At 61.0% G+C, this 20,729-nt stretch carries 2 protein-coding genes (1 of these 2 cut by a window edge); both read left to right on the top strand.

All coding sequences use genetic code 11. The features are described from left to right. Positions 1 to 6,708, top strand: partial view of a non-ribosomal peptide synthase/polyketide synthase gene (locus YH3_RS10995; RefSeq protein ID WP_154100288.1) — the final stretch only. Its footprint begins 22,038 nt before the window's first position; only the last 6,708 of its 28,746 coding nucleotides appear in the window; the start codon falls outside the window, past its left edge; it ends in the stop codon at positions 6,706 to 6,708. Between the two features lie 93 nt (positions 6,709 to 6,801). Beyond that, positions 6,802 to 20,652, top strand: a complete 13,851-nt coding sequence (locus tag YH3_RS11000) for a non-ribosomal peptide synthetase (RefSeq protein WP_064443344.1) — start codon at positions 6,802 to 6,804, stop codon at positions 20,650 to 20,652. The last annotated feature ends 77 nt before the right edge of the window (positions 20,653 to 20,729 follow it).

Consider the following 20,729-nt stretch of genomic DNA (forward strand, 5'->3'; position numbering starts at 1 on the left):
TTGGTGCTCGAGGGGTGGAATGACACGGCTCGTGAGGTTGCGGGTGTGTCGGTGTTGGACGGGTTCGATGCGCAGGTGGCGGCGTCTCCGGATGCGGTAGCGCTCTCGTTCGAGGGTGTGTCGTTGTCGTATGCGGAGTTCGATGCTCGGGTGAATCGTTTTGCCAGGTATTTGGTTTCGGTGGGTGTGGGGCCGGAGTCGTTGGTGGGTGTGGCGGTTCGTCGGTCGGTTGATTTGTTGGTTGCGGTTTACGGTGTGCTCAGGGCTGGTGGTGGGTATGTTCCGGTGGATCCGGATCAGCCTGCGGAGCGTAATGGGTATGTGTTGGCGGCGGCGTCGCCGGTGTGTGTGGTCAGTACTTCTGATGTTGGTTTCGATGCTGGTGTGGTGCCGGTGGTCGAGGTTGATGTTGTTGATGTGTCTGGTTTTTCGGATGCTCCTGTCTCGGATGTGGATCGGGTTTCGCCGTTGCGGTCGGGGAATACGGCGTATGTGATTTTCACGTCGGGGTCGACGGGTCGGCCGAAGGGTGTGGCGGTCAGTCATCGCAGTGTGGTCAATCAGGTGTCGTGGTTGGCGGAGCGTTATGCGGTGTCGGGTTCTGATGTGGTGTTGTTCAAGACTCCGGTGACGTTCGATGTGTCGGTGTGGGAGTTGTTTGTTCCGTTGGCGGTGGGTGCTCGGTTGGTGGTGGCTACTCATGACGGTCATCGGGATCCGGGGTATTTGGCGTCGGTGGTGGCGGCGGAGTCGGTGTCGATGGTCTCGTTTGTGCCGTCGATGTTGGAGGTGTTCGTCGATCAGTTGGTCGACGCGTCGGAGGCGACGATTTCGCGTCTCGGTGGTGGTGGGTTGGGTTCGTTGCGGGTGATTTTCGCGGCGGGTGAGGCGTTGCCGGCGTCGGTGGTGGGTCGGGTGTTGTCGGTGTTGCCGTCGGTTGAGGTTCATAATTTGTATGGTCCGACGGAGTTCACGGTGCATGCGACGGCGGCGGGTCCGCTTGATGGTGTGGGTGTGGTGGTGCCGATGGGTGCTCCGGTGTGGAATTCGTCGGTGTTGGTGTTGGATTCGCGGTTGCGTCCGGTGCCGGTGGGTGTTGCGGGTGAGTTGTATTTGTCGGGTGTGCAGGTCGCTCGTGGGTATTTCGGGCGGGTGGATTTGTCGGCGGAGCGGTTTGTGGCGAATCCGTTCGGTGGGGTGGGTTCGCGGATGTATCGCACGGGGGATGTGGTGCGGTGGATCGGTGTGTCGGGTGAGCTCGAGTATGTCGGTCGTAGTGATTTTCAGGTGAAGTTGCGTGGTCAGCGGATCGAGTTGGGGGAGATCGAGGCTGCGGTTCGGGATCAGGTGGGTGTGGGTTCTGTTGTTGTGGTGGTGTGGCGTGATCAGTTGGTTGCGTATGTCACTGCTGCGGTGGGGTCTTCGGTTGATGTTGATGTGGTGAAGGTGGGTGTGGGGGAGCGGTTGGCGTCGTATATGGTGCCGTCGCAGTTTGTGGTGTTGGATGCGTTGCCGTTGAATGCTTCGGGGAAGTTGGATCGGAAGTTGTTGCCGGAGCCGGTGTTCGAGGTTGCGGTGTTTAGGGCTCCGGTGACGGCGGTGGAGGAGATCGTTGCGTCGGTGTTTGCCGAGGTGTTGGGTGTTGATCGTGTGGGTCTCGATGACGATTTCTTCGAGCTCGGCGGCAACTCTCTCAACGCCACTCGCACGATCAAACGAATCGCCGATGCTCTCGACACCGAACTTTCGGTTCGAGTTCTGTTCGAAGCATCCACGGTGCAGGATCTCGCAGCGCACGCCGAAAGCCGGACCGGGTCGGGTGGGCGAGTCGCGCTGACCGCGGTCGAGCGGCCAGAGCGGATTCCGCTTTCGTTGGCGCAGCAGCGTATGTGGTTCCTCAACCGATTCGACGGGAGTGCAGCGGCATACAACATCCCGATGGCGCTGCGCCTTCAGGGCGATCTTGACGTCTCGGCGCTGAGCGCGGCGATTTCTGATGTGATCGGGCGGCACGAATCACTTCGAACCGTCTACCCGGAAATCGGAGACGGTCCGGTGCAGGTCGTCAAGCCCGTGTCGAGTTGGTCGGACGAAATCGTCGCAGAACCGACTGGCGTGGACGAACTCGAAGGTGAGTTGGTCGCGCTGGCGTCGACGCGCTTCGACGTCACACGCGAGATTCCGATTCGTATCCGGTTGTTCCAGTTGGCTTCCGACGAATACGTACTCGGTGTCGCGATTCATCATATTTCCGCCGACGGTTCCTCGATGGCACCGTTCGCTCGGGATGTCGTGACCGCATACGCCTCGCGGGTTGCCGGGTACACACCGTCCTGGGCTCCTCTCGACGTTCAGTACGCCGACTACAGCCTGTGGCAGCGAGAGGTGCTGGGCAGTGAGGAAGACGCGGGATCTATTGCTTCGCAGCAGATTGCGTACTGGAGCAATGCTCTTGCCGGGCTGCCTGATCAGCTTGCACTTCCCGCCGACCGGCCGCGCCCCGCGACGCAGTCCTTCCGCGGCGGTTACCTGCACTTCGATATCGATGCAGAGTTGCATGCTCGGTTGAGCGGTCTTGCCAGGGCAAATAATTCGACGCTGTTCATGCTCACGCACACTGCGTTCGCGATGTTGTTGGCTCGACTGTCCGGAACCGAGGACATCGCGGTGGGTACACCCATTGCAGGACGTGGTGAGCGGGCACTCGACGATCTCATCGGCATGTTCGTGAACACCTTGGTGTTCCGTACGCAGATCGACAGCGGCGCGCCGTTCCTCGACCTGCTCGGACGTGTCAGGGAGACCGACCTTCAAGCATTTGCACATTCGGACGTTCCTTTCGAGCGACTCGTGGAGGTGCTCAACCCACCGCGTTCGACCGCTCGTCATCCGCTCTATCAGGTCGGCTTCCTCTTCCAGAACATGGAAACCGGAGGGCTCGAGCTTCCGGGGCTCACCGTCAAGGGCGTCGATATCGACAACGGGGTCGCGCAGTTCGATCTTCAGTTGATCGTCAGTGATCGGTACGACGCGAACGGATCTGCAGCCGGCATCACGTCGATGTTCAGCTACGCGCATGATCTGTTCGACGAGTCGACCGTGCAGGACTTCGCCGATCGATTCGTGCGATTGCTCGCGGAGATCGCGTCCGATCCGTCGTTGACCGTCGGCGACTTCGCGCTGCTGGATTCGTCCGAGAGCGACCGGATCCTGAACCGCTGGAACGAGACCGATCACTCCGTCCCGGGAGTCACTCTGGTCGAACTGTTCGACGAGCAGGTCGGTTCGAACCCGGGTGCGGTGGCAGTGATCGCAGGGAACACGTCGCTGACCTACGCCGAGTTCGATGCACGTGTGAACCGTCTCGCACGCCATCTGATTGCAACCGGTGTCGGTCCGGAGTCGTTGGTCGCGTTGGCAATCGAGCGATCGGTCGAACTGCTGGTCGCCATGTACGCGGTGGTGAAGGCAGGTGGTGGATACGTACCGATCGATCCGAACCACCCGGCGGACCGCATCGAGTACGTGTTGACCATGGCAGATCCGGTCTGCGTCCTCACTGCCTCGACCACTGCGAAGAATCCGGCGTTCGGTGATTCCGTGATCGAGGTGGACACGATCGATCTCGCGTCCTACGCGGAAGCGACGGTTACCGATGCGGATCGGATTGCTCCACTGCGAGTGGGCAACACCGCCTACGTGATCTTCACGTCGGGATCGACGGGGCGACCGAAGGGCGTCGCGATCTCGCATCAGGCGGTGGTCAACCAGATTCTCTGGAAGCGCGATCAGTACAGCCTGGACCGATCCGATGCGATGGTGCTCAAGACCGCGGCAACGTTCGACCTCTCGGTCTGGGAGTTCTGGTCGGCACTGACTTCCGGTGCACGACTGGTGATTGCCGAACCCGAAGGTCACAAGGACCCGAGCTACCTGCTCGACCTGATGACCCGGGAGAAGATCACGACGCTCCACGTGGTGCCGTCGATGCTCGCGATGTTGCAGTCGGCATCGGAAAATGGCCTTCCGGAATCACTTCGTCAGGTGCTTGCGATCGGTGAAGCGTTGCCGGCCGCGACCGCGACCGAGTTCGCAGAACTCAGCGACGCGCAGTTGGTGAATCTGTACGGTCCGACCGAGGCCGCCGTCTCGGTGACAGCGCACGTCGTCGGTTCGGACGATACGACCTCGGTGCCGATCGGTGCCCCCGAATGGAACACGCAGGTGTTCGTGCTCGACACGCGTTTGCATCCGGTCCCCGTCGGAGTCACCGGGGAGCTTTACCTCGCCGGTGCCCAGCTTGCTCGCGGCTATCACGGTCGCGCGGATCTGACGTCGGAACGATTTGTGGCCAACGTCTTCGGTGACGCGGGTTCGCGGTTGTACCGCACGGGCGACCTCGTCCGGTGGACGGAGAACGGCGAACTCGACTACGTGGAGCGCGCCGACTTCCAGGTCAAGATCCGTGGCTACCGCATCGAACTCGGTGAGATCGAAGCGCTTCTTCGCAAGCAGGCCAGCGTGGACTCCGCTGTGGTGGTGGCCAAGTCGGATGCGCGTATCGGTGATCGACTTGTCGGCTACGTCGTTCCTCAAAGCGGGGAAAGCATCGATGTCGAAACCTTGAAGCGGACTCTTGTGGCTGAGTTGCCGAGTTACATGGTGCCGGCGGCATTGATGGTCTTGGACGAACTACCGCTCAACATCAACGGCAAGGTCGATCGCAAAGCCCTGCCCGACCCCGAATTCGAGGCGACCGAATTCCGTGCGCCGACCAACCCCGTCGAAGAGATCGTGGCGGGTGTGTTCGCTGACGTACTCGGTGTGGCGAGGGTCGGACTCGACGACGACTTCTTCGAGCTCGGCGGAAACTCTCTCGTCGCGACGCAGGTCGTGTCGAGGCTGGGTGAGGCGTTGGACGCGCAGATTCCGGTCCGCGTGATCTTCGAGGCGTCGACTGTCGGGGCATTGGCGTCGAGGGTTCTCGAACACGTGGGATCTGGTGGCCGCCCACCGTTGGTGGCTCAGGTGCGTCCGCACGAGATTCCGCTGTCGTTGGCGCAGCAACGTATGTGGGTGCTCAATCAGTTCGACAAGACCTCGGGTGCGTACAACATCCCCGTCGCGATCCGGCTGTCCGGCGCACTCGATGTCGACGCACTTCACTCAGCGGTGTCGGATCTGATCGAGCGTCACGAAGTGCTCCGGACGGTATACCCGGACCGGGGCAACGGACCGGTTCAGATGATCCTGCCTCGCTCCGCAGCGGCGGTGGGACTGGAGGTGATCGCAACCGACGAAGCGTCGGTCGCCGAGCAGGTGGCTGACACAGTTCGCGAGGGCTTCGATGTCACGACAGCCGTTCCGTTGCGAATCCGTCTCTTCGAGGTCGACGAATCCGAGCGGGTCCTCGTCGTTGTCATTCACCACATCAGCGGTGACGGCTTCTCGATGGCTCCGTTGATCAGAGACACCATGGTTGCGTACACCGCACGTACCGGCGGGGAGACGCCGGAGTGGGCTCCGCTCGAGGTGCAGTACGCCGACTACACGCTGTGGCAGCGTGATGTCCTCGGATCGCCGGAGGACGCGGACAGTCAGCTGGGCCGTCAACTCGCGTACTGGGTGAACGAGCTCAAGGGCACTCCGGAGCTTCTGGAACTGCCGACCGACCGGCCGCGGCCGGCGCGGGCCAGCATGCGCGGTGCGGAATTCGAGTTTGCCGTCGATTCCGAGACCACCAACCGGCTCGCGACGATCGCACGGGAGCAGAACTCGACAGTCTTCATGGTGGTTCACACTGCCCTGGCCGTGCTGCTGGCGAAGATGAGTGGATCGAACGACATCGCAATCGGGACGCCGATCGCGGGTCGAGGTGAGCGGGCGCTCGACGATCTTGTCGGGATGTTCGTCAACACGTTGGTCTTGCGAACAGAGATCGCGCCTGCTTCGACGTTCGTCGACGTTCTGGCACACGTGAAGGACAAGGACTTGTCGGCATTCGCCAATGCCGACGTACCGTTCGAGCGGTTGGTCGACGAACTGGGGCGAGAGCGCTCTCACGCATACTCGCCGCTCTTCCAGGTCATGCTCACCTTCCAGAACATGGCTCTCGGTACGTTCCAGCTCCCGGGCCTCGAGCTCTCTGCGGTCGACAACGGTTTCGACCAGGCGATGTTCGATCTGCAGCTCACCGGTATCGAGCAATTCGACGATGCCGGGGTGCTGTCCGGGCTGAGGATGCGTTTCACCTATGCGACCGACCTGTTCGACGAATCGACCATCGCGCTTTTTGCGGCGCGATTCGGGCGGGTGCTCGAAGAACTGGTGACCGATCCCGGGGTCGTGATTCGCACGATCGACATCGTGACCGAGCAGGAACGCGAGGAAGCGAGCGCTGCCGAGCCGAAGTCCGCGGCAGACCTACCCGAACTGGCAGCCGCAGCGGCGGCCGCCGATCCTGAGGCAATTGCGTTCACCCACGGTGATCAGGCTGTCACCTTCGGTGAGTTGTCGACCAAGCTCGTTGCCATGCGTACCGCCATGGGGGCTGCTCTCGCCCCCGATGCTCTGGTTTCTGTGTCGCTCGCCGGACTTGTTCCGGGCATCCTGCCGGCACTTGGCGTCGACGGTCTCGCCACACTTGTGAGCTCGGTGATAGCTGACGCACAGTCGGTGTCAGCGGGCCGTGGGGGTACGGCCGGGTAACATTCAGTATTTGCCCAGTGAACGCCTCCGGCCGAGCAGAACGCTGTGCTCGACCGGGGCGCACTTCACGAAAGTCAGTTGGAGGAAGTGTAGATGTCCGTCGGTATTCCGGGACCGCAGTCGCTGACGATCGAAGATCTGCCGAAGTTGGTGGCTGCAGTTGCGGCGGTAGATCCTGATCGTGTGGCTCTGAGCCACGGTGGAACCGAAATCAGCTACGGACGACTCAATGACGAGTTGGTCACTCTCGACACCGCGATGGGTGGGGCATTGGGGGCGGATGCCCTGGTTCCTGTTGTCGTTTCCACGGTGCTGCCAGAGCTGATCGGCAGCGAGGCCGACGGTCTCGGCGCGGTGGTCGACCGTCTCATCACCGACGGCACTTCGATCGTGGAGGTCGCGTCGGAGTCCGATGCACACGTGACCCTCGCAGGACTCTTCGACGAGCAGGTCGAGCGGACGCCGGATGCGCTCGCGCTGGATTACGCCGGAACGCAGCTCACTTACGCGCAGTTCGACGCGCGGGCGAACCGCCTGGCCCGTGAACTCGTCGCGGCAGGTGTCGGACCGGACAGCCTCGTCGGTCTCGCGATGCGTCGATCGATCGATCTCCTCGTCTCGATGTACGCGATCGTCAAGGCCGGCGGCGCGTACGTTCCACTCGACCCGGATCATCCTGCCGACCGTCTCGCTTACGTACTCGAGATCGCGAAGCCCACGGCTGTGCTCACACGAACGTCCGATGCCGTGGTGCTGCCGCACGGTACGCCCACGCTCGACGTCGACACCCTCGACTTGTCGGGTCGTGCCGAGACAACTGTCACCGACGCCGACCGGTTGGCGCCGCTGCGCGCGGACAACACTGCGTATGTCATCTTCACGTCCGGATCGACCGGACGCCCCAAAGGCGTTGCAGTCTCTCACCGTGCCATCGTCGCGAACCTGCAATGGCGTCAGACCGAGTACGGATTCACTGCCGACGACGTGATCTTGCAGAAGACACCCTTCACTTTCGATGTGTCCGTGTGGGAGTTCTTCTGGCCGCTGCAGGTCGGTGCATCGCTGGTGATCGCGGAACCCGACGGACATCGTGATCCGGTGTACGTGGCTCGCACGATGATCGAGCGCGGAGTGACGGCGGTGCACTTCGTGCCGTCGATGCTCGCCGTGTTCGTCGCCGAACCCCTTGTTGCGCAGGTCAAAACCCTTCGCTACGTGTTCGCTTCCGGTGAGGCGTTGCCGGCTCGAACGGCGGCACGTCTGCGCGAGGTCAGCAGCGCTGGACTCCACAACCTGTACGGCCCGACCGAAGCCGCCGTCGACGTGACTTATTACGAAACCGGCGAGCAGGATCAGGTGTCGGTGCCGATCGGTGCAGCAGTTGCGGACACCGAGCTCCTGGTGCTCGACGATGCGCTGCGGCCCTCGCCGTCGGGTGTAGCAGGAGAGCTCTATCTTGCCGGGATTCAGCTGGCCAGGGGATACGTGTCGCGTCCCGATCTCACGGCAGACCGATTCGTGGCGCGGCCCGGCGCTACTGACGGATCCCGGATGTACCGAACCGGAGACCTGGTGCGCTGGCGCGGTGCCGGAGCGAACCGTCAGCTCGAATACATCGGTCGCACCGACTTTCAGGTCAAGCTCCGCGGTCTGCGCATCGAGCTCGGTGAGATCGAGGCGGCACTGCTCGATTGCGAAGGTGTTTCCCAAGCCGTGGTGATCGTCCATTCGGACGAAACGATCGGTGACAACTTGGTGGCCTACATCGTCGCCGAGGGTATCGATTCTGAGAATCTGACGTCGTCGCTTGGCGAACGGCTACCCGACTACATGATCCCTGCCATGTTCGTCGAACTGGACGAGTTTCCGCTCAACGCCAGCGGCAAACTGGATCGAAAGGCTTTGCCCACACCCGAATTCGCGTCGAAGACGGTTGAGTATCGCGAGCCCGCGACACCCACCGAAGCCGGTGTGGTCGCGATCTTTGCCGATCTACTTGGGCAGGATCGGGTAGGGGCAGATGACGGCTTCTTCGAACTGGGCGGCAACTCATTGCTCGCCACTCGCGTGGTTGCGCGGATCAATGCCGAACACGGCATCGCCATCGACATGCGCAACTTCTTCGACGCACCCACCGCCGCAGAACTTGCCGTCTTCATCGACGAAGCGAAAATCTCAGAAGACCGCAAGGCTCACGTTCCCCTGATCCCTCGCGAGCGCCCCGAGTTGGTTCCGCTGTCTTTGGCACAGCAGCGCATGTGGTTCCTCAATCGATTCGAACCAGAATCGGCAGTCGACCATATTCCGGTCGCGCTGCGGCTCAGCGGAGCGCTCGATGTCGATGCGTTGCAAGGCGCACTCGAGGATTTGATCGAGCGGCACGAGATCCTTCGGACTGTGTACCCGGAGGTCGACGGCGTCGGATATCAGCGCCTGGTCGACATTGCAGCCGTGGTACCGAACCTGACTCCCATACGGGTGGACGAGTCGGCGATCGTCGAGCGCGTGACCGACTTCGTGACTCCGGGATTCGACGTGACCACCGAGGTTCCGATTCGGGCGGCACTCTTCCAATTCGCCGCCGACGAATTCGTCCTCGTGTTCGTCGTCCATCACATCAGCGGTGACGGGTTCTCCATGGGACCGTTGACCAAGGACATCGTTTCGTCTTATGTGTCTCGGACACAGGGAATTTCGCACGATCTTGCTCCGCTGCCCGTACAGTTCGCCGACTTTGCACTGTGGCAGCGCGAGGTTCTCGGCAGTGAAGACGACCCGGATTCTCTGATCACTCGCCAGGTCGACTACTGGCGCCACGCGTTGGCCGGTATCCCCGATCAGCTCGATCTTCCGTCGGACCGCCCGCGCCCGCGCGTCGCGTCGAACCGGGGAGCCGGGCACACATTCACGATCGAGCCGGATCTCCACCAGGCTCTCAATCGAATTGCGCTCGACAACAACGCATCTCTGTTCATGGTGTTGCACAGTGCCGTGGCGATTCTGCTGGCGCGGTTGTCGGGGACTTCGGACATCGTGATCGGCACTCCGGTCGCCGGTCGAGGCGATCAAGCTCTCGACGACCTGATCGGAATGTTCGTCAACACACTCGTCCTCCGCACGGAGGTTGATCTCGAAGCTTCGGCACGGGACATGATTTCGCGGGCGCGCGAATCCGACCTCAGCGGCTTCGGGCACGCCGATGTGCCATTCGAACGACTGGTGGAGGTACTCAACCCCGCCCGGTCTCAGGCACGGAACCCGTTGTTCCAGGTGATGCTCTCGCTGCAGAACTTGGGACAGAGCATGCAGCAAAGTCTGGAGGTTCCGGGACTGCGCATTTCCGGACTGGACGTAGAGTCGTCGGCCGCGAAGTTCGACCTCCAATTCACTGTGTGGGAATCTGATACCGCGGACAAGGTCGGTGGTTTGACCGTCGCACTGGTCTATGCGACCGACCTGTTCGACGAGTCGTCTGCCAAATCAATCGGAAAGCGGTTGATTTCAGTTCTCGAAGCAGTGGTTGCCGATCCCTCGGTTCGGGTTGGTGATGTGGATATGTTCGATTCGGGTGAGCGATCTTTGGTGCTCGAGTCGTGGAATGGCACTGCGCATGAGGTTGCGGATGTGTCGTTGGTGGACGTGTTCGATGCTCAGGTTGCGGCGTCGCCGGATTCGGTAGCTGTGTCGTTCGAGGGTGTTTCGCTGTCATATGCGGAGTTCGATTCGCGGGTGAATCGTCTTGCCCGGTACCTGGTTTCGGTGGGTGTGGGACCGGAGTCGTTGGTGGGTGTGGCGGTACGTCGGTCGGTTGATTTGTTGGTTGCGGTTTACGGCGTGCTCAAGGCTGGCGGTGGGTATGTTCCGGTGGATCCGGATCAGCCTGCGGAGCGCAATGCGTACGTGTTGGAGTCGGCGTCGCCGGTATGCGTGATCAGTACCTCTGACGTTGGATTCGATGCCGGTGTGGTACCGGTGGTCGAGGTTGATGTTGTTGATGTGTCTGGTTTTTCGGATAACTCTGTTTCGGATATCGATCGGGTCTCGCCTTTGCGGTCGGGCAATGCGGCGTATGTGATTTTCACGTCGGGGTCGACGGGGCGTCCGAAGGGTGTGTCGGTTTCGCATGCGGCGATTGTGAATCGGTTGGCGTGGATGCAGGACGAGTACGGGTTGGATTCGTCGGATGTGGTGTTGCAGAAGACGCCGTTCACGTTCGATGTGTCGGTGTGGGAGCTTTTCTGGCCGTTGCAGGTTGGTGCTCGGTTGGTGGTGGCTGTGCCGGATGGGCATCGTGACCCGCGGTATTTGACGTCGGTCATTGTGGGGGAGGGTGTGACGACGGTGCATTTCGTGCCGTCGATGCTCGAGGTTTTCGTGACGGATTCGTCTGTGGCTGCGTGTGTTTCGCTGACTCGGGTGTTCGCGTCAGGTGAGGCGTTGCCGGCGAGTGTTGTTGCCGATGTGTGGGCTGTGTTGCCGGGTGTCGGGGTGCACAATTTGTATGGTCCGACCGAGGCGGCGGTGGATGTGACGTTCCACGAGGTGGTGCCGGCGGATGTTCTGGGGGTGCCGATCGGTGCTCCGGTATGGAATACGCAGGTGTTTGTTCTGGACTCTCGATTGAGTCCGGTGCCGGTAGGTGTTGCGGGTGAGCTGTATCTGGCGGGTGTTCAGCTGGCTCGTGGGTATGTGGGTCGGCCGGATTTGTCGTCGGATCGATTTGTGGCGAATCCGTTCTCGGGTGATGGTGGGCGGATGTATCGCTCCGGTGATGTGGTGCGGTGGACTGCGTCGGGCGAGTTGGAGTACATCGGGCGTAGTGACTTTCAGGTGAAGTTGCACGGTTTGCGGATCGAGCTCGGTGAGATCGAGTCGGTGATTCGTGAGCACGAGTCGGTGTCGTCGGTAGTTGTGGTTGTGCGTGAGGATGTGTTGGTTGCGTACGTTACGGCCGCTGGTGGTGTGGTGGACGTTGACGAGTTGAAGAGAGTTGTTGCGGGTCGTCTGCCGGGTTACATGGTGCCGGCGGTGGTGATGGTGCTGGAAGAGTTGCCGTTGGGTGTGTCGGGGAAGTTGGATCGGAAGCTTCTTCCGGATCCGGTGTTCGTGGCGCGCGAGTTTCGGGCACCGTCGAGTGTCGCCGAAATCGCTGTGGCCGGCGTCTTCGGAGATGTTCTCCGGTTGGAACAGGTCGGTCTGGATGACGACTTCTTCGAGCTCGGCGGAAACTCTTTGGTCGCAACGCAGTTGGTGGCTCGCGTAGGTCAAGCGCTCGACACTCAGGTTCCGGTGAGGGTGTTGTTCGATGCTTCGACTGTCGAAGGTTTGGCAGCGCAGGTTGAGTTGATCGCAGGGGCAGGAGGGAGGACCGCGCTCGTGGCCCGCCCACGGCCGGCGTTGATCCCACTCTCACTAGCTCAGCAGCGAATGTGGTTCCTCAGCCGCTTCGATCCTGATTCTGCCGTCAACAACATTCCAATCGCATTGAATATCAAAGGCGTCCTGAATGTTTCGGCGCTGAGGCATGCGATTTCTGATGTAATCGAACGCCACGAGTCGCTCCGGACCGTCTATCCGGAGCAAGGTGGACAAGGACACCAGGTAGTCCTCCCGTCGTCCGAGGTGCCGGTTGAACTGACACCGAAGGTCATCGACGCCTCGCATATTCACAACGAACTTCTGAGTTTCGCGCTCCAGGGTTTCGACGTGACGTCAACCGTTCCGGTTCGAGTCGGGTTGTTCGAACTTGCAGAGGATTCGTACGTTCTGGCCTTCGTTGTGCACCACATCGCAGCGGACGGCTTCTCGATGCGCCCGTTGACTCGGGATGTCATGGTTGCCTACACCGCTCGGGTTTCGAACGGCGTTCCGAATTGGACTCCGCTCGAGGTGCAGTACGCCGATTATGCACTCTGGCAGCGGGAGGTCCTCGGCGACGAGGACGACCCGGATTCGTTGATCTCGGCTCAGCTGGACCACTGGCGCTCCGTCCTCCGTGATTCTCCGGAAGTGCTTGCGTTACCGGCTGACCGATCCCGCCCGGTCGTCGCCTCGAATCGTGGCGCTACGTATCGCTTCTCCGTCAGCGAAGAGATTCGGTCGAGCTTGGACTCACTCGCACGCGAGCGGAACGCATCGCTGTTCATGGTGGTGCATTCGGCCCTCGCCGTGCTTCTCGCAAGGTTGTCCGGTACCAGTGACATCGTGATCGGTACTCCGGTTGCAGGGCGAGGCGAAAAGGCGCTCGACGATGTGATCGGTATGTTCGTGAATACACTGGTCCTGCGGACTCCTGTTGACCTCGCCAGTTCGTTCAGTGCGCTCGTCTCGGCAACGCGGAGGACAGACCTTCAGGCGCTCGGCAACGGCGATGTTCCGTTCGAGCGGCTGGTCGAGGTGCTCGATCCCACCCGATCGCAGGCACATCACCCGCTGTTCCAGGTCGCGTTGTTCTTCCAGAACATGTCGCAGGATGCTTTGGAGCTTTCGGGATTGGAAGTCTCAGGCGTCGAGTTCGATGCCGGTATCGCGAAATTCGATCTTCAACTTACTCTCGCTCCCCGCGTCGAAGATGCGCTCGAAGACGGCATGTTCGCCGAGTTCGCATACGCCACAGATCTGTTCGACGAGTCGACGATTCGTGGATTCGCCGATCGGTTCACCAGGATCCTCGAACAGGTGGTCGTGGATCCGTCGATCACCGTGGGTGACATCGAGCTGTTGGACGAGGCCGAGCGCGAGTCGCTGTTGACTGCGCGCAACTCCACCGCACATGACGTCGGGAACAGTGAGACATTGGCTTCGCTGTTCGACACTCGCGTTGCGTTGGCACCCGATGCTGTTGCCGTGGTGTTCGACGGCCAGTCGCTGACCTATGGCGAGTTGTCGGAACGTGTGAACAAATTGGCACGCAAGCTGATCGAAGATGGTGTCGGGCCCGAATCGTTGGTGGCCTTGGCGATGCGTCGATCGCTCGATCTGGTAGTAGGTATGTACGCGGTGATCGCCGCGGGCGGAGCCTACGTGCCCTTGGATCCCGATCACCCCGCCGAGCGAATCGGGCACATCCTCACGACGGCCGATCCAGTCTGTGTGCTGTCGACGACGAGGGACGCTTTCGTAGCGCCGAACGGCGCCGACGTGCTGTTGATCGACAATGTCGATCTTTCGAGCTACTCGGCTTCAGTCATTTCCGATGCTGATCGTCGCGGTCGTCTGCATGATGTGAATGCCGCCTACGTGATCTTCACCTCGGGTTCCACGGGCAAGCCCAAAGGCGTTGCGGTGTCGCATCACGCCATCGTGAACCAGGTCCTGTGGATGCAGGATCAGTACGCCATCGGCCCAGAAGACGTCTATTTGCAGAAGACTGCTACGACATTCGACGTCTCGTTGTGGGGATACTTCACTGCGCTTTTGTCCGGTACGAGAGTGGTGCTGGCATCTCACGACGGCCATCGAGATCCCGCGTATCTGGCTCGTCTGATCGAAGATCATCGGGTGACGCTGACGGACTTCGTTCCATCGATGTTGACCGTCTTCGCGACTTCGGTTCCGGAACACGCATTGGTGTCACTGAGGGACGTATTCGTGATCGGTGAGGCATTGCCGGTCGAGACGGTGCGTGCATTCGCTCAGGTGTCGTCTGCAGGCCTGCACAATGTGTACGGCCCAACCGAGGCTGCGGTCTCGATCACCTACTACGAGGTCGATGGATCGGAATCAACAGGGATTCCGATCGGGGTGCCCGAGTGGAACTCGCAGGTCTACGTGTTGGACAGTCGGTTGCAGCCGGTGCCGGTAGGCGTTGCGGGTGAGCTGTATCTGGCCGGTGATCAACTGGCGCGCGGTTACGTCGCGCGACCCGATCTCACCAGTGATCGTTTTGTCGCGAACCCATTTGTGGAGGCGAGCGACACGAACGGTGAAATCAATCCCGGTGGCAGTCGGATGTATCGCACCGGGGACCTGGTGTGGTGGAACACCGCAGGCGAACTCGAGTATGTCGGGCGTACCGATTTTCAGGTCAAATTCCGTGGTCAGAGGATCGAACTGGGTGAGATCGAGTCAGCTCTGCTGGCGCATTCGACGGTAGCTCAGTGTGTGGTCACTGTGGCATCCACCGATATGGGCGATCAGCTGGTCGCATATGTGATCGCGGTCCCGGATTCTGTGATCGACGTAGAAGTCTTGAGGAATGCGCTTCCTGAATCGCTACCTGTCTACATGATTCCGAACGCGATCATGGTCTTGGACGAGTTGCCTCTGAACTCGTCTGGGAAGTTGGATCGGAAGTTGTTGCCGGAGCCGGTGTTCGAGGTTGCGGTGTTCCGGGCCCCGGTCACGCCGGTAGAACAAATTGTCGCTTCTGTTTTCTCGGCGGTACTCGGGGTCGAGCGAGTGGGTCTGGATGACGACTTCTTCGCACTCGGCGGAAACTCTTTGATTGCTACTCGAATGGCCGCTCGGTTGGGGCAGGCGCTCGATGCACAGGTTCCGGTGCGGGTGTTGTTCGAGGCGTCGTCGGTGGAGTTGTTGGCTGCGCGGATGGAGTCGGAGATTGGTTCGGGTGCGCGGGCGGCGTTGACTGCTCGGGTGCGTCCGGAGCGGGTGCCGTTGTCGTTGGCGCAGCAGCGGATGTGGTTCTTGAACCGTTTCGATACGTTGTCGTCGGCGAACAATATTCCGGTGGCGATTCGGTTGTCGGGGTTGTTGGATGTGGCGGCGTTGGACGCTGCGGTGTCGGATGTTGTTGTGCGGCATGAGATTTTGCGGACGGTGTATCCGGAGGTCGACGGTGTCGGGTTCCAGGAGGTGTTGTCTGCGGATCGGGTGCGGTTGGATTTGTCGCCGGTGGCGGTGTCGGAGTCCGATGTCGTTGGTGCGGTGACGGAGTTCTTGTCGGCTGGTTTCGATGTGGCGGTGGGGGGTCCGGTTCGGGCGCGGTTGTTCGCGGTGTCGGAGTCGGAGTTCGTGTTGGCGATGGTGGTTCATCACATCAGTGGTGATGGTGTGTCGATGGGGCCGTTGACGCGTGATGTGATGGTGGCGTACGAGGCTCGTTCTCGGGGTGAGGTGCCGGGGTGGGCGCCGTTGGCGGTGCAGTATGCGGATTACGCGTTGTGGCAGCGGGAGACTCTCGGTTCGGAAGATGATCCGTCGTCGTTGATTTCGCGTCAGATCGGGTTCTGGGAGTCGGCGTTGGCGGGGGTGCCGGATCAGTTGGATTTGCCGGCTGATCGTCCGCGGCCGGCGGTGGCGTCCAATCGTGGCGCCAAACACGCTTTCGTTATCGACGCGCCAGAGCATCATTCTTTGAAAAAAATTGCCCGTGAGTCGAATTCGTCCTTGTTCATGGTGGTGCATGCGGCGTTGGCGGTGTTGTTGTCGCGGTTGTCGGGGACGTCCGATATTGCGATCGGTACTCCGGTGGCGGGTCGTGGTGAGCAGGTTCTCGATGATTTGATCGGGATGTTCGTCAATACGTTGGTGTTGCGGACCGAGGTGGATTCTTCGGAGTCGTTCTCGGGGTTGTTGGGTCGGGTTCGTGAGGGCGATCTGGGTGCGTTTGCGCACGTAGATCTGCCGTTCGAGCGGTTGGTGGAGGTGCTCAATCCGGCGCGGTCGCAGGCGCGTAATCCGTTGTTCCAGGTGATGCTGTCGTTCCAGAACATGGAGCAGTCGGTGCTTCGACTTGGCGATCTGACAGTTGCGGGAATCGACGCCAACAAGGTGGCGGCTAAGTTCGATCTGCAGCTGACCATGGTCGAGCAGTTCGACGAGGCGGGTGCCCCGGCGGGGATGGCGGCGCAGTTCACGTACGCGACGGATCTGTTCGACGAGTCGACGGTGGCAGGCTTTGCCGGCAGGTTCGGGCGCATCCTTGCTGAGATCACTGTTGATCCGTCAGTTCGGTTGGGTGATATCGACGTACTTACCGCTGCTGAGCGCAGCAACCTTCTCAGCTGGTCCGCTGGTGGGCGCACAGCGTTGGCAGGCGCGTCCTTGACTGCGATGTTCGAAGAACAGGTTGGGCGGACGCCCGATTCTCTTGCCGTCGAGTGCGATGGCGAGGCGCTGACCTATGGGCAGCTCGACGCCTACGCAAACGTGGTGGCCGAGCGATTGACGGCGGCCGGCGTCGGTCCGGATGACGTCGTCGCGTTGATCGTGCCGAGGTCGGTCGAGTGGGTCGTAGGTATGTTGGCGGCGTGGAAGGCGGGTGCTGCGTACGGGCCGATCGATCCGTCGTACCCACAGGATCGGATCGAAGCGATAATCGCCGACACCGGTGCCCGATGCGCGGTGAGTACGACGACTCTCGATCTGGCGGTGGACGTGATCGTCCTCGACAGCATCATGCGTGATTCGCCGATGGTGGAGAGGCCGACGGATCGATGGCGTGAACTCGGTGCGGGGGACCGCTTGGGGTATGTCATTTCGACATCCGGTTCGACGGGTCGTCCGAAGCCGACGTTGGTGCCGATGGCCGGCATCGAGAACACGGTGGCCTGGTACCGCAGCGAGTTGCCCGAAACTGGTGGTCTATTGATCGCGTCGTCACCGAGTTTCGACTTGACGCAGAAGAACGTCTGGGCAGCGTTGAGCAGCGGTCGGAGCGTAGTGCTTGCCTCGGACGGTTTCGATCCGGATGCGATCGTTGCTCGCGTCGGGCACGGTGACGTTGCAGTGGCGAACATGTCGCCGAGCGCGTTCGAAGCCGTGGTGGATTCCGACGAGGAGTCTGCTTTGAGCGTTCTCGATGTTGTGTTCCTTGGAGGCGAGTCGATCCGGCTTAATCGTCTTGGCAGTTTGTTGTCAGGCGGAGTACGCGTGGTGAACAGTTACGGCCCGACGGAAGCGTCGGACGTGGTCTCGTTCCACGCGGTGACTGCGCATGACACCGTCAGCGTTCCGATCGGTGCACCGGTGCCGAACATGGATCTGTTCGTTCTGGATCGGTCGTTGGGTATGGTGCCGCCGGGCGTGATCGGCGAGTTGTATGTCGGTGGTGTCGGTGTCGGTCGCGGATACGGAAACCGAGCGGCGTTGACGGCGGAGCGTTTCGTCGCCAACCCCTTTGCGGGCGGGGAAAGGGGCGCCTCAGATGGCGGCAGCAGGTTGTATCGAACCGGCGACCTCGTCAGGTGGAACGGTCGGGGCGAGCTCGAGTACATCGGCCGATCGGATTTCCAGGTCAAACTGCGGGGGCAGCGTATCGAACTCGGCGAGATCGAATCTGCTCTGATCTCGCACGAGGCGGTTTCAGATGCGGTGGTCGTCCTGCACAGCGATGCGACGTTCGGCGACAGCCTGGTCGGGTATGTCGTGGGAACTGCAGTAGATGCGTCGGAAGTTCTGGAGTCTGCCCGGGCCGTGCTTCCGACGTACATGGTGCCCTCGAAGGTTCTTGTCCTCGACGAGCTTCCACTCAATGCGTCGGGCAAATTGGATCGAAAGGCTCTCCCGTCACCGGTATTCGAGGCAGCAGAGTTTCGGGCGCCGGTCACAGCGGTGCAGGAAATTGTTGTGTCGGTGTTCGGAGATGTGTTGGGCGCGGAGCGGGTCGGTCTGGATGACGATTTCTTTGCGCTGGGTGGTAATTCGTTGATCGCTACCAGGTTGGCAGCAAGATTGGGGCAGGCACTCGATGCGCAGGTCCCGGTGCGCGTGCTGTTCGAGAACTCGACAGTGGAAGGTTTGGCTGTAGTAGTCCAAAAGACCGCAGGTTCCGGTGCGAGGATGGAGTTGGAGGCGCGGGAACGTCCAGAACGTCTTCCTCTGTCCTTGGCCCAGCAGCGAATGTGGTTGGTAAACCAGATGGATCCCGGTTCTGCGGCATACAACATTCCGTTGGCTCTGCGATTGACAGGGAACTTGGATGTCGCGGCTTTGCGCCAGGCTCTTCACGACGTTTTGGTTCGACATGAGTCGCTCCGGACCAGCTACCCGAGTGACATCGAAGGGCCGGTTCAGAAAATCGTCGCGATCGACGAACTCCTTTCGCCTCTCGAAACGATTCAGGTGGACGACGAGGCCGCGGCGTTCAATCGCGTCGTGGAGTTGGTGACGACCGGATTCGACGTAGCTCAGGAGGTACCTGTACGCACTGGGTTGCTCGAGTTGGGCCCGGCAGACTTCATATTCGTCTTGGTCGCTCATCACATCGCCGCTGACGGTGAATCGATGGGACCTCTTGCCCGAGACATGATGGTCGCCTACGAGGCTCGCGTGCGCGGCACCGCGCCGTCGTGGACGCCGTTGACTGTTCAGTACGCGGACTTCGCGATCTGGCAGCGCGAAGTACTCGGTAGCGCTGGCGAGGTCGGCTCACAGGCTGCACGGCAACTCGACTTCTGGCGCCGGACGTTGGACGGTGTGTCGTCGACGCCCGGATTGCCTTCCGACCGTCAGCGACCCGCGCAGATGTCTGCACGTGCCGGTGTCTCGGAGTTCTCCGTCAACGCGGAGACGGCGGCGCGGCTCAACGAGATTGCGCGCGAACACAACGCCACATTGTTCATGGTTGTGCACGCTGCGCTTGCAGTACTCATCGCACGGTTGAGTGGAAGCCGAGATTTCGCGATCGGAACGGTAGTGGCCGGGCGAGGTGAGCAGCAACTGGACGACATAGTCGGAATGTTCGTCAACACGCTTGCACTCAGGACCGCTCCGGATCTCGGAGCGGGATTCGGCGACTTGGTCTCGCTCGTCCGAAACGTCGATCTCGAGGCATTTGCGAACGGAGACATCCCGTTCGAGGAAGTAACCGGCGCCTTGTCGGCGTCAGCGAGCGAGCTCTTCCAGGTTGCACTGTCGGTCGAACCGATGGCAGGAGCCTCGTTCAGTCTGCCGGATTTGAAGATCACGGCTGTCGAGGGTGTGGAGGCGACTGCGAAGTTCGACCTCCAACTCAATCTCAGTTCAGATCCGGTAACGGGAGGGTTGCTCGGCCATTTGGTTTTCGCTGCGGACCTTTTCGACCAAGCAACCGCCGACGCACATGTCGAGCGCTTCGTCCGCGTTCTAGATCGGGTCTCCTCGGATCCTTCACGTCCGATTGGTGACATCGAACTGCTCACCGACTCCGAACGAGCAGAAGTCCTCGGCTCCGTGGACACAACGCCGCCCCCGGCCGTTGGCGCTCCGACGGGCCGACTCGTGCCACAGCGATTGGCAAATTCCGTAGAGGCTGATCCTGATGCTGTCGCAGTCGTGTGCGATGAGGAGGAAATGACTTACCACGAGGTCGATGCACGATCATCTCGCCTCGCTCGCCACCTGATCAATCTTGGGATCGGTCCGGGCGACACGGTGGGGATCACAGGATTGCGTGGCATCGAACTGGTGGTGGCGGCCTGGGCGCTGTCCAAAGCCGGCGCGGCAGCTCTGGTAGGAGCTACAGGAGCAGCACGTGGGACAGAAACGGCTCCGAGTGTGGCCTTGGCGTTGATTTCGGGTGAGGCCGAATCTGACGTACCGCTGGACACGAGCCTCGACTTGGACCAGCCAGATGTTATCGAGTTGGTGGCGTCGTACTCGAGTCGTTCCGTGAACTACACGGACCGGCTTCGTCCGCTGAGCGCGGACGACATCGCGGTCGTGGTTGCCGGTTCGCACCCTGGCCAGATCACCCATGGAGAGCTCGCAGCGAAGTTGGACGCGATGTCGCAGAAGCACGATGTCGACTATGAATCGCGTTTGATGTACTTCGGTCCCGAGGAAGACGAAACATCGATTCTGACTATTCTGCTTGGCGGAGCGGTCGGTGGCGTCGTACTGCTGTACTCGGAAGCGGCGAAGGACGCAGAGGTACAGGAGCTACTTGCAGAGGAGTGGGTTTCGCACGCGGTTGGTCCGACAGACGTCTTCACAGGTGTTGTCGAAGGAGCTTTGCCAGATCTACGCCTGGCGTGTGATCCCGCGACGTGGACTCTGAGCTGACGCCGCCGTTCACGAAGTTGATGGACTCCCATATCCCGAACAGTCCGATGATGTCCACTCCGCGACAGCTGTAACAA

The sequence above is a fragment of the Rhodococcus sp. YH3-3 genome, assembly GCF_001653035.1.
Lineage (GTDB): Bacteria > Actinomycetota > Actinomycetes > Mycobacteriales > Mycobacteriaceae > Rhodococcus_F > Rhodococcus_F qingshengii.